The 12,062-nt window shown below is 58.8% G+C and carries 13 protein-coding genes; 10 read left to right on the top strand and 3 right to left on the bottom strand.

Annotated elements, in window-relative coordinates; all coding sequences use genetic code 11:
- Positions 1-153: 153 nt before the first annotated feature.
- From BUE21_RS00055 to BUE21_RS00030, 7 genes are all read left to right on the top strand, one after another.
- Positions 154-1,734 (top strand): TerC family protein, encoded by a 1,581-nt coding sequence (locus BUE21_RS00055; RefSeq protein WP_073353157.1) that lies wholly within the window; start codon positions 154-156, stop codon positions 1,732-1,734.
- Positions 1,735-2,096: 362 nt separating this feature from the next.
- Positions 2,097-3,341, top strand: a complete 1,245-nt coding sequence (gene glyA / locus BUE21_RS00050; protein WP_073353154.1) for a serine hydroxymethyltransferase — start codon at positions 2,097-2,099, stop codon at positions 3,339-3,341.
- A gap of 155 nt (positions 3,342-3,496) precedes the next feature.
- On the top strand, positions 3,497-3,943 hold the full coding sequence (gene nrdR, locus BUE21_RS00045; protein WP_073353151.1) for a transcriptional regulator NrdR: 447 nt from the start codon (positions 3,497-3,499) through the stop codon (positions 3,941-3,943).
- A 43-nt stretch (positions 3,944-3,986) separates the two neighbouring features.
- Positions 3,987-4,436, top strand: a complete 450-nt coding sequence (locus BUE21_RS14285) for a hypothetical protein (protein ID WP_143164343.1) — start codon at positions 3,987-3,989, stop codon at positions 4,434-4,436.
- 201 nt (positions 4,437-4,637) lie between these two features.
- Positions 4,638-5,255: a biliverdin-producing heme oxygenase gene (locus BUE21_RS00040; protein WP_073353150.1), complete on the top strand. Its 618-nt coding sequence runs from the start codon at positions 4,638-4,640 to the stop codon at positions 5,253-5,255.
- Positions 5,256-5,270: 15 nt separating this feature from the next.
- Positions 5,271-6,656 (top strand): tetratricopeptide repeat protein, encoded by a 1,386-nt coding sequence (locus BUE21_RS00035; RefSeq protein WP_159435774.1) that lies wholly within the window; start codon positions 5,271-5,273, stop codon positions 6,654-6,656.
- Positions 6,656-7,552 carry a DUF423 domain-containing protein gene (locus BUE21_RS00030; protein WP_143164342.1) on the top strand — a complete coding sequence of 299 codons (897 nt, stop codon included), beginning with the start codon at positions 6,656-6,658 and terminating at the stop codon, positions 7,550-7,552. Before BUE21_RS00035 ends, BUE21_RS00030 begins: the two co-directional genes overlap by 1 nt.
- A 51-nt stretch (positions 7,553-7,603) precedes the next feature.
- On the opposite strand, the gene BUE21_RS00025 is transcribed toward BUE21_RS00030, so the two are convergent.
- Positions 7,604-8,614 carry an integron integrase gene (locus BUE21_RS00025; RefSeq protein WP_073353141.1) on the bottom strand — a complete coding sequence of 337 codons (1,011 nt, stop codon included), beginning with the start codon at positions 8,612-8,614 and terminating at the stop codon, positions 7,604-7,606.
- A gap of 106 nt (positions 8,615-8,720) precedes the next feature.
- Positions 8,721-9,032 (bottom strand): hypothetical protein, encoded by a 312-nt coding sequence (locus tag BUE21_RS00020; protein ID WP_143164341.1) that lies wholly within the window; start codon positions 9,030-9,032, stop codon positions 8,721-8,723.
- Between the two features lie 107 nt (positions 9,033-9,139).
- On the opposite strand from BUE21_RS00020, the gene BUE21_RS00015 reads away from it, so the two are divergent.
- The 3 genes from BUE21_RS00015 to BUE21_RS00010 all read left to right on the top strand — a co-directional run bounded on the left by BUE21_RS00015 (position 9,140) and on the right by BUE21_RS00010 (position 10,571).
- Positions 9,140-9,385 (top strand): hypothetical protein, encoded by a 246-nt coding sequence (locus tag BUE21_RS00015; RefSeq protein ID WP_073353137.1) that lies wholly within the window; start codon positions 9,140-9,142, stop codon positions 9,383-9,385.
- A gap of 204 nt (positions 9,386-9,589) precedes the next feature.
- On the top strand, positions 9,590-9,652 hold the full coding sequence (locus BUE21_RS15155; RefSeq protein WP_407656049.1) for a DUF1010 domain-containing protein: 63 nt from the start codon (positions 9,590-9,592) through the stop codon (positions 9,650-9,652).
- Between the two features lie 16 nt (positions 9,653-9,668).
- Positions 9,669-10,571, top strand: coding sequence for an HNH endonuclease (locus BUE21_RS00010; protein WP_073353135.1), 903 nt, complete (start codon positions 9,669-9,671; stop codon positions 10,569-10,571).
- 439 nt (positions 10,572-11,010) lie between these two features.
- On the opposite strand, the gene BUE21_RS00005 is transcribed toward BUE21_RS00010, so the two are convergent.
- Complete coding sequence (locus tag BUE21_RS00005) at positions 11,011-12,051, bottom strand: IS110 family RNA-guided transposase (RefSeq protein ID WP_073353485.1); 1,041 nt, start codon at positions 12,049-12,051, stop codon at positions 11,011-11,013.
- Between the last annotated feature and the right edge of the window lie 11 nt (positions 12,052-12,062).

The raw sequence follows: 12,062 nt of genomic DNA, 5'->3' as shown, positions 1-12,062 counted from the left end.
TTTCCCCTGGCAGCCAGTTGCTCCCGACTGGCTGTTGTCTCGACCGCACCCAGTCCTGCATCCCCATTGACGGGCTGTGTGCCGGTATCCCATCCCCTCTCCCCCTCACTTCAAATGCCGGAGTGCCGCAAGGTGTGACGGCTTTTTATCACTATGGAATGGTTATCTGACCCGGCCGTCTGGATCGGTCTTTTGACGTTGATCGTGCTCGAAATCGTCCTGGGCATCGACAATCTGGTATTCATCGCCATCCTGGCAGACAAACTCCCGCAGCACCAGCGCGACAAGGCCCGCATCATCGGCCTGACGCTGGCACTGGTGATGCGGCTGGCATTGCTGAGCGTGATGGCACAGATCATCAAGCTCACCACCCCGATTTTTGGCTTCTGGATTTTCGATTTCTCCTGGCGAGACCTGATTTTGCTCGGTGGCGGGCTGTTCCTGCTCTGGAAGGCCACGACGGAACTGCACGAACGCCTTGAAGGCGTGCTGCACGCCGGCCCGGCCCGCAAGGGCTACGCCAGCTTCGGGCTGGTGCTGGTGCAGATCGTGATTCTGGACGCGGTGTTCTCGCTGGACTCCATCATCACTGCCGTGGGCATGGTGCAGCATCTGCCGGTGATGATGGCCGCCGTCATCATCGCCATGGTGGTGATGATCGTCGCATCCAAGCCATTGACCCAGTTCGTCAATCGCCACCCCACCGTGGTGGTGCTGTGTCTGGGCTTCCTGCTGATGATCGGCCTCACGCTGGTGGCCGAAGGCCTGGGCTTCCACTTCCCCAAGGGCTATCTGTATGCAGCCATTGGCTTCTCCATCCTGATCGAGTCGCTCAATCAGTGGCGGCAGCGCAACATGCTCCGGCATGAATCGCTCACGCCCTACCGCGACCGCACGGCCCGCACCGTGCTGCGTCTGCTGGGCGACCGTCACGGCCTGGAAGAAACTGGCTCCTCGCAAGCCAGCCAGGTGGCCAACTCCCTGCCCGAAGCTTTCGGCGACGAGGAGCGCAAGATGGTCAGTGGCGTGCTGACGCTGGCCGAACGCTCGGTGCTGTCCGTCATGACCCCGCGTGCCGATGTTGAGTGGATCGACATCACCGCCAGCAAGGAAGACCTGTACCAGCAACTGGTGGCCAATCCCCACGGCCTGTTCCCGGTGTGCGACCGCAACGGCCTGGACAACGTACTGGGCATTGCCCGTGCCAAGGATTTGCTCGCCGATGTGGTGCAGAGCGGTGGCATTGACACCAAGGCCAGCGTGCGCCAGCCGCTGATCGTGCCCGAATCCATTTCCGTCATCAAGCTGACCGAAATGCTGCGCCACTCGCGCCGCCAGATGGCCCTCATCAGCGACGAGTACGGCACCATCCTGGGGCTGGTCACGCCCATGGACGTGCTCGAAGCCATTGCCGGTGAATTCCCCGACGTGGGCGAAGTGCTGGACATCCAGCCTGTGGGAGCCGAGCACTGGAGCGTGGATGGCGGAGCCAACCTGCACGCGCTGGAACAGGCCACCGGCATCCACCAACTGACCGACGAAGACGAGGAGTACACCACCGTGGCGGGCCTGATGCTGCACGAGCTGGAGATGCTGCCGGAAGTGGGCCAGACGCTGGAATACGCCGGTCTGCGGCTGGAAATCACCGAAATGGACGACCGCCGCGTCACCCGTGTGGACGTGCGCAAACTCCACGATGAGCCATTGCAGGCGGAAGGCCAGCAGGGAGCCTGATGCCCTCAGCCAGCCGCTGTGACCGCCGTTTTCGCCCGGCCTGAGACAAAAAACCGCTGTTTTCCCGATTCCTTCCGAATCGCCGCACTACACTAGCGGCTGTACGCAACTGGCGATAGGCAATGGGCTGCCTGCGAGGGGTCTTCCCTCCGGGCAACCGTGCTGATGTGGCATGGATGGCGGCAGGCACACAGGCCTTGCCCCACTCCATCATCAACCACTTGGAAGCGTACCGTCGGCTGTTCTGGATGCCGGTTTGACCCGGACAGACCAGAAAGAGGCATGGCGCACCATCATCGCTCGCCTGGGTAGCCCCGCCCGCATCGCGGGGACTTGCTAGAGACCATAGGACTACCGAAACCATGTACCAACGCAATATTCTGGTTGAACAAGCCGATCCCGAACTGTTTGCAGCCATCACGGCAGAAAACCAGCGTCAGGAAGACCATATCGAACTGATCGCCAGCGAGAACTACGCCTCGCCCGCCGTCATGTGGGCACAAGGCTCGCAACTGACCAACAAATATGCCGAGGGCTACCCTGGCCGCCGTTACTACGGCGGATGTGAATTCGTGGACGTGGCCGAACAACTGGCCATCGACCGCGTCAAGACCCTGTTCGGCGCGGAAGCTGCCAACGTGCAGCCGCACTGTGGCGCGTCGGCCAACCAGGCCGTGTTCCTGGCCTTCCTCCAGCCCGGCGACACCATCATGGGCCTGAGCCTGGCCGAAGGCGGCCACCTGACCCACGGCATGGCCCTCAACATGAGCGGCAAGTGGTTCAACGTCGTCTCGTATGGCCTGAATGCCGCCGAAGAAATCGACTACGAGGAAATGGAGCGCAAGGCCCGCGAATCCAAGCCCAAGCTCATCATCGCCGGTGCCTCCGCCTACAGCCTGCACATTGACTTTGCGCGCTTTGCCCGCATCGCCAAGGAAGTCGGCGCGATCTTCATGGTCGATATGGCGCACTATGCCGGTCTGGTGGCCGCTGGCCTGTACCCCAACCCCGTGCCCCATGCCGATGTGGTCACCTCCACCACCCACAAGAGCCTGCGTGGCCCGCGCGGCGGCATCATCCTGTGCAAGAAAGAACACGAGAAGGCCATCAACAGTGCCGTCTTCCCCGGCCTGCAAGGTGGCCCGCTGATGCACGTCATTGCCGCCAAGGCCGTGGCCTTCAAGGAAGCCCTGCAACCCGACTTCAAGGTGTACCAGCAGCAGGTGCTGACCAATGCCAACATCCTGGCCAGCGTGCTGACCCAGCGTGGCCTGCGCATCGTCAGTGGCCGCACCCAGAGCCATCTGGCCCTGGTGGACTTGCGCGCCAAGAACATCACCGGCAAGGAAGCCGAAGCCGTGCTGGGCGAGGCGCACATCACCGTGAACAAGAATGCCATCCCGAACGACCCGGAAAAACCCATGGTCACCAGCGGCATCCGCGTCGGCACCCCGGCCATGACCACCCGTGGCTTCAAGGACGAGGAAGCCTTCCTCACCGCCAACCTGATCGCCGATGTGCTGGACAATCCGCACGATGCCAAGCACATCGAGAAAATCCGCGAACAGGTGCACCAACTGACCTACCGCTTCCCGGTGTACGGCTGAGCCTGAACCGCCGTATGGACGCTGTTGCCATTCGCAATGGACTGTAGAGGGATGCCATGCTCCCTCCATGCCCCTCGCCTTTGCCCTGTGGTGTTCACCGGGCTGGCAGGGGCTTTTTTGTGCCCGGCCACGCTGCCGCAGGCAGGTGAGCACCCATGAAGTGCCCGTTTTGCAGCCACACCGAAACCCAGGTCGTGGAAACCCGCCTGTCGGAAGACAGCACCTCCATCCGCAGACGCCGCCAGTGTGCAGCCTGCGAAAAACGCTTCACCACCTACGAACGGGCAGAGTTGCTGATGCCTGCCGTGGTGAAGAAAGACGGCCGTCGCGTGGAATACGAAGTCGGCAAACTGCGCAGCTCACTGAATCTGGCACTGCGCAAACGCCCGGTCAAGACCGTGGACGTGGACACCGCCATTGCCCGCATCGAGGAAAACCTCTTCACCCAGGGCAGCCGCGAAGTGCCCTCGACTCTCATAGGCGAATGGGTCATGGGCGAACTGCGCAAGCTCGACAAGGTGGCCTACATCCGCTATGCCAGCGTCTATCGCAGCTTTGACCGCATCGAGGACTTCAAAAGTCTGGTGGACGAAGTGCGGTAGCCACCAAGCTGAGGGGCAGGCAGGGCGATTCTGGCCACGGTGGATGTCCATCACCCCGTCATGCTGGGTTTGTCCACTGCTGTCCGGAATAAATTTCGGAAATGTCTGCAATGCCAAGAACTATCGGATTCTTTTGCGATTTCCACGAAAAGAGAGCCCCATTTTTGAGCGTCGTATTGATCCCCGCCACGTCATGCCGGACTTGATCCGGCATCCAGTGACGACGCTTGCGAAAACACCTTGTTTGCCAATGGCTTGCTTTGCGACTGGATGCCGGATCAAGTCCGGCATGACGATGTCTGGTGCTTTGAGTAAGGCTGCAATGGCCACTTGGCAAACTTCTTCCAAAACGTTCCGGACAGCAGTGCGCGCAGACTGGAATGACGTGCTAGGGCGTGATGCCTTGCGCAAAAACTCAAGCCGATTCCGCAGCAATCTGCCGCCAAAACCGCCGCAAGCAGCATTTGTGTTCGATTGTTGTAAAAATTCGTAAAATATGGAGGGTTTTGGCCTGCTCGTTCGTCTTCCCTATAGAAGGCGAAGGGTTTGTTGAACCCACCGCTGGCAGTTTCACCCGCAACACGGATGCCGTGTGGGTGGACGGCCTCTTTTTGCGATGGCCCCTGTCGCACCCGAACCATGCCACTGAACGGGCATTGCCGGGAGCAGGGGCTTGCCATTTTTCTGCATTGCCATGACCGCACACCACGCCACTCCCGAAACCAGCCGCCGCCTGCGCCTGAAAGCTGCCACCCACGATATTCACGATGTGTTGGATCAACGCATCATGGCCTTCAACCCCTTTGCAGACCGCACGCATTACGCCGATTTTCTGCACACCCAATTCCGCCTGCATCGGGACGTTCAGGCACTGTTCGATGACCCGAATCTGAACCAGTTGCTGCCGCAACTGGGGCAACGCAGCCGTCTGGCACTCGTGGAGCAGGACTTGCAGGACCTGGGCGTTGCCGTACCGGCGCAAAGCCTGCCGCCACCCGCCTTCACCCAGGGGTCTGCCATCGATGCTGCCACGGCACTGGGCTGGCTGTATGCGGTGGAAGGCTCCAATATCGGCGCGGCATTCCTGCTGAAGTTTGCCGCCAAACTGGGTCTGGATGCCAGCCACGGCGCACGCCATCTGGCCCCTCACCCCGATGGCCGGGCTGCCAACTGGCGCAACTTCATTGAACAACTCGATGAGGTATCGCTCACCGCCGAAGAAGAAAGCCGTGCCGTGGCCGGTGCGCAGGCCGCATTTGCCCAGGTGCTGGCCTATGTCGAGCAGTATTGCCCATTGCCTGCCCAGGCTTGAATGAAGGCCATGCCCATGAAATGGCCGCATTCGCCTGCCGCAAAACCTCTGTGGCGTTCGGGACTGGCCGCCGTATTGCTGGCACTGGCAGGCAGTGCCGCTCTCGCCAGCGGTGCAGAGGCCGAAGGACGCACACAGGCCCAGTGGCAGACCCTCTACCAGCAGGCGCAGCAACACTACCAGTCCCAGGATCACGCGGCTGCCGAACAGGCTGCCCGAGAAGCCCTGCGTGTGGCCGAAGCCGGGCAGGGCAATGTCCAGCCGTATATTGCCAGCAGCCTCAACATCCTCGCGCTGGTGCGCCAGCAGCAGGGAGAGCCGGAAGAAGCCGTGGCCCTGTTGCGCCGCGCACTGGAAATCAGCGAAACCGCATTGGGCGAGCATCTGAATACGGCCTCGCTGGCACTGAATCTGGGCAACGCGCTCGATGGCCTGCAACAGCCGCAGCAGGCCCTGCCAGCCTATGCCCGTGCCTTGCAAATCACCGACGCGCTGGCCGATGCCAGCGACCCCCACACGGCACAGGTGCAGCAGGAGGCCCTGGCATCGTTGGGACGTGTCCATGCCGCCCTGGGACAATCCGAGCAGGCGGCGGCCTACCACCAGCGGTTGCTGGAAGGCACGACGGCCCTGCCGCAAGCACGGCATGCCGAAACCCTGTTGCGGCAGGGGCTGGAATTGCAGCAACAAGGGCAACTGGCACAGGCACGCCCGCTGCTGGAACAAGCCGTGCAGCTCTACCAGGCACAGGCCGAACCGGGGCAAACGCCCCATGGCAGCCGCATCAATGCCCTGTCCGCGCTGGCGGCCCTCTACCAGCAGCAGAATGAATACGCATTGGCCGAGCCGCTGCATCGCCAGGCCGTGGAACTGCGCCGTGCCGCCAACCCGCAAGACCCGGCACTGGCCGGACACCTCAACGAACTGGCGTTGTGGCACTGGCAACGCAAGGAATACGAACAGGCCCGCCCACTGCTGGAGCAGGCACTGGAGCTGGCACGGCAACACCAGGGCGACGTGAGCCTGCCTGTGGCCCATATGACCAGCAATCTGGCGCAACTCGAAGGCGTGCAGGGCCATGAAAACCCATCGAAGACCTTGCACCAGCAGGCATTGGCCCTTTTTGAGCAACTGCCACGCGAACAACCGGTGCTGCTGGGGCAGGCGCAAACCCTGAATTTTCTGGCAGGATTCGACTACCGCAAACGCCGCTTTGGCGAAGCCGAAGCACAGTTTCTGCAAGCCCTGAATCTGCTGGAGCAGGCCGTGGGCACGGATGACGAACGCCTGTTGCCCGTACTGGAAAATCTGGAAACCCTCAAAATCAGCCAGGGCCGATCTTCCGAAGCCGCACAGTATCGCCGTCGGGTCGAACGCATCAAAGAGGCGCAGAAGCCATAATGCCACCCACGCCCATGCCCGTTGTGGCGATGGCCACCGAGCCGGAGATCGCATCCACACGCTCGCGCTCCAGGTGGATGCGTGGCTTCTGGCTGCTGGTGGCCGTACTCAGTCTGGGGCTGGCATGTGTCGGGCTGGTCGTGCCGGGCCTGCCCAGCACCGAATTTGTGCTGCTCTCTGCCTGGGCGGCGGCACGCAGTTCCACGCGTTTTCACCAGTGGCTGCTGCACCATCGTTTGTTTGGAGCCATGCTGCGCCACTGGCAACAGGGCAAAATGGTCAGCCGCAAGGCCAAGTGGGCGGCCACCGCTTCCATGTCGGCCTGTGCCGTGCTGATGGTTTTGACCGTGCCGCACCCCTGGTTCGTCGCTGCCGCCATTGCCTGCATGGTTGGCGTGCAAGTCTGGCTGTGGCGCAGACCGGAGCCTGACAATGCCAATGCCATGGGCCGCTCGGTCATGGCCAATTCTGAAACCCGAAAAGGAACAAAGACAATGGGACGATTCTGCATCATGCTGGCCGCCTTGCTCGGAGCCAGCGGCGTGGTCATGGGAGCCTACACCGCCCATGGACTGGGCTTTATCGCATCCCCCGAAGCCCGCGAAGCGGCACGGGCCAGCATGCACACCGCCGTCAATTACCAGTTGCTGCACTCGGTCGTGCTGCTTGCCGTGGGGCTGTGGTTCCGCCTCACCGGGGGCAACCGCATTCTGGTGGCAGCAGCCTTGCTGTTTCTGGCAGGCATACTGCTGTTCAGCGGCCTGATCTACCTCCAGACCCTCACCAGCATCCAGACCCTGCGCCCATTTGTGCCCTGGGGCGGCTCCAGCCTCATTCTGGCGTGGCTCACGCTGGGAGCAGCCGCCTGGGGGGCGGGGGGCAAATCGGTGCAGTAGCCTACTCAAGAAAAACGAATATCACGCATTGATTATTTTTTGTAGGGCCGCTCATAAAGAATCCAGCGGGCTGAGCACGCCGCGCCCACCTTTATTGAGCACATGGGTGTAAATCATGGTAGTTTTCACATCGGAGTGTCCCAATAGCTCCTGCACGGTGCGAATGTCATAACCCGCCTGTAGCATGTGCGTGGCAAACGAATGGCGCAGTACATGCGGTGTACAGGGTTTGGCTATACCCGCACGCTTGGCCGCAGCAGCCACTGCTTTTTGTATCGATTGCTCGTAAATATGATGCCTGCGCCGCTTGCCCGTGCGCGGATCGTCTGAAAGCACCGGGCTGGGAAATACATATTGCCAACCCCAGGCACGCGCCGCTGCCGGGTATTTCACCGCCAGAGCATCTGGTAAATACACCTCGCCCAGGCCGCCCCCCAAATCCTTGTGATGCAGTACCCGTGCCTTTTGTAATTGCTCCTGCAAAGGAACCAGCAGATTTTCAGGTAATACCGTCACCCGGTCTTTGTTGCCCTTGCCCTCGCGTACCATGATTTCACGGCGCGTAAACTCAATATCCTTCACACGCAAGCGCAAACACTCCAGCAGGCGCATTCCTGTGCCATACAGCAAAGAGGCCACCAGCCACATCGTGCCATTCATTTGCAACAGCAGATCCCGTACTTCGCGCTGCGTCAGCACCACCGGCAAACGACGCGACGCTCTGGCTGCCACCACCTCGGCCAGCCAAGGCAAATTCTGCTGTAACACCTCTTTGTACAAAAACAGCAAGGCAGCCTTGGCTTGATTCTGCGTGGAAGCAGAAACGCCCCGCTCCACTGCCAAATAGCTTAAAAAAGCAGTGACATGCTCCACACCCATCTCAGCCGGATGCCGCTTCCCATGAAACAAGATGAAGCGACGAATCCAGTCCACATAAGCCTGCTCCGTACGAATGGAATAGTGACGTACCCGAATCGCTGCACGTACCTGATCCAGCAGCTTGACCGGCCTGTCCCTATCTTGCGACAATGGTGTCGCTGATACAGTTGGTGATCTATCCATCCGCGAAATTTTAGGCGGTCTAAATCACCAAATGCAAACATTTTTCGAGTATAGTGGCAGTCAATTCATTGACATAGGCCGCTGGTTTTCTGTAGCATCAGTAGGTCTAAATGTAGTTAGGTGGCATGGGCAACTCTGCCCAATGCGTGGGGTGAACGATCGCACGGCCATGTTCGCCAAGCTCTGCAATCGCAAAGGCTTCGTCGCCCGTGTACGGGTTTTTTACCCATCGCCCTACGTGCATGTCTCCGCCGTCTTTGTACAGCAGTAATTGCTTGTCATGTGGCGCTGTCGCAATCGGCTGCCATTTGCCTGCGGTTTGTGCAAACTCAACGATCTCGTCAATGCCAAGTTCATCCCATCCATTCATCGCGTCGGCTTGCGCATTCCACTGCTTTTTCAGTTCGTCAATTCCCACTTGCTGTTCCTCGTATTTGTGGTGGCGTTCCGCCTAACAATTCGCTCAACCCGACGCCGTTTCACGGCGCGGGTTAGCTCCGGTGTTAGTCCAAAGGAGAACGTAGCATGAGTTTTTGGAAGAAAGCCGGTGATCTTGCGTTGAAGGCAGGAAGTGCGGCATTAAGCGAAGCGAAAGCCGCAGGGGAACGTACGAAGCAGTACAAAGAAGAAATGCCGCTCAAGGGTGATGACGAGCTGTTTCGTATCGTTCAACGGGAAAGAACAAGCTCTATGCTAAAAGCTGGCGCCGCGATGCAGGAACTAAAGAGTAGAGGCTACTCGCCAGAAGAAATCAAAGAGAGAATTTCTTAAAAATAGAAAAGAAAGGTATTTCAAATTATGTCTTGTAGTCACTGTGGTGCCGGTAATCACACTCTTAGAAATTGTCCAAACGTCAATCGTTGCTCCGTCTGCAATAAACCTGGGCACAACGCACAAACATGTCCTGAGGCACGTCGTTGTAGTATCTGCAATGGCAGGGGGCACGATGCTAGAAATTGTCCTGTAAAAAAATAAATTCAATCTAACCCGGCAGTCAAGCGGACTGGCCTACGGCCAGCCGCTTACTTTGGCCGTTAGCCACTCAGGGGACATCATGGCGTTGATCTTCTTCAACATCGGCTGGATGAATAAGTACAACGGCATTGCTGGCGATTCGATTGAACGCGGCGGAAAGTACAATCAGCACTCTATCGGTCATGAAGTTTGTAATTTCACTAATAACAAAGGCACCCTGTACGGGTACGTGCAACCCGTCGGAGAGTCAATAAAAATCGAGAAGCTTGGTGCTTCCAAGCAGGATGACCGTATTGATGGTGTGACAGTCGTTTGGACAGCCGGCCCCGAGAGTGGCGGCACAGTAGTTGTAGGCTGGTACAGAGAGGCAACGGTATACCGCAATCTCCAAAGGATAAAAAGCCCGAACAAGCTACAGACAGAGAACGGCGTAACCTACTTTAGGGCCAATGCCTCAGCAGAAAATGCTGTACTACTTCCTGTAGAGCAGCGGGAGTTGATTATCCCGCGTGCCGTAAAGGGTGGCATTGGGCAAAGCAACGTTTGGTTTGCGGAGAGCAAAGAAAGCCGGAAACTTGTAGAACAAGTCACGGCTTTGATTGATAGAAAGATATTCGAACCGCTCCCCGACGTTGACCAAAGCAAGTCTATTCAAGAAGGCAACCCAAGATTGGTAGCTCACTTGAGGCGAGAAAGAAGTGCGGCAATTGTAAAGGCAAAGAAAGCCGCAACGCTTAAAGCAACAGGAAGGCTGTGCTGTGAGGTCTGCGATTTTGATTTTCAAGAGACTTACGGCGAGATTGGTGAGGGGTTCTGCGAGGTTCACCATCTCCTGCCACTCTCTAAATCTGACGGAAAAACTAGAACAGAGTTAAAGGATCTGGCGGTAGTTTGTTCAAACTGCCACCGCGTAATCCATCGTACAGACCCAATGCTCAGCATAAGCAAGATGAAAGAGCAGATAAGTCGCAGCCGTGGCTAACAATTCATTCAAGCCGAAGCCGCTTCGCGGCGCGGCTTAATTCAGGCTACAAGGGCTTCCCCACCGTAGCAAGCAATAAAACTCCCCCCTGAATCATTGCCATGCAATGGTTCAGGCCTGTTGGCGTGCCTGTCTCTCATTTCCACCAATACTCTGTTTGGAGCCTGGGTCGATGATGTCTCGGTAAAGGGCTGTGGACGGCGTGACTACAAACGGTCATTGATGCAGCCTTCGTTTGCTGGCTGCAAACCCTGATGAAAGACGCGCGCAAGGGGCTCCATTCGTTAGTCGGGGCTGGGGGCATGGTCTGCCTCTTTCCCCATTGAATTAACCGAGCATTCCCCTGCGCAGGTCCTGACCTTTACTTGCTTCTCATCAACGATGGCCTCTCTCACGGTGGTCGGCTTTTCTCCCTCTGTCTGACTACCCATGCTCTGCTCTAGGTGGGCAGCTTGAAGTGCTCTCCTTTGCTCAGCACCGCCCAGCACAGGCGTGCGTTCTTGGCCGCTATCGCAATCACTGCCTTCCAGTATCCTCTGCGCTCTGCCACGCTTCTGGCCCAGCGACTGATGCTGTCTTGCTTGTCATAGCCTCCAGCCTCTGTTTTGCGCATGGCCGCAGCCAGCACGGCCCTGGCTCCCAGGGTGAGCAGACTGCGCAAGTAGCGGTCTCCCGTCTTGGTGATGCGCCCCAGCCTGCTTTTGCCTCCCGAGCTGTACTGGCCCGGCACCAGGCCCAGCCATGCACTCAACTGTCTGCCATTGGCAAAGTCGTGACCGTTGCCTATGGTGCTGATGAGTGCGCTGGCAGTCGTCTCTCCAATCCCACCGAGTTGCATGAGCTGCTGGGCCTGGCTGTGTTGGCGGGCCATGCTGGCAATGTGGCGGTCGTATTGGGCAATTCGCGTATCCAGATGCTGGACTTCATCGAGCAAGTCGGTGATGACGGTACGCGCCCAGCCCGGCAGGGCTTCGAGGTGTTGATGGCCTTGCTGGCGTACCGTGGCCGCCTTCAGTGGCATGACAATGCCCAGCTCACTGTACAGACCCCGGATGCGGTTGATGGTGGCGGTGCGTTGTTCAATGTAGCCTTGCCGTGCGCGATGCACCATGAGCTGGCCTTGCTGTTCTTCGTTCTTGATGGGCACAAAGCGCATGTGCGGGCGGCTGACGGCTTCGCAGATGGCAGCCGCATCGGCAGCGTCGTTCTTGCCGCGTTTGCCTGAGAGTCGGTATGGAGCGACGAACTTGGGGGCGATGATGCGCACAGTGTGGCCCAACTTCTGTAATTGCCGTGCCCAGTGGTGGGCACCGGAACATGCTTCCATGCCAATCAGGCAAGGCGGCAGGCTGGCGAGAAGGTCGAGCAGTTTGGCGCGACTGACGCTGGGGCGTACCAGTTCGGGTTTGCCTGCGGCATGGATGCCATGCACGGCAAAGATGTTCTTGGCCAGGTCGATTCCTACGGTGATAATTGCCATTTTCTTTCCCC

This window comes from Lampropedia hyalina DSM 16112, from assembly GCF_900129055.1.
GTDB classification, from domain to species: Bacteria; Pseudomonadota; Gammaproteobacteria; order Burkholderiales; family Burkholderiaceae_C; genus Lampropedia; species Lampropedia hyalina.
The sequence above is the reverse complement of the archived record's forward strand: the minus strand, read 5'-3'. Positions and strand labels throughout refer to the sequence as shown.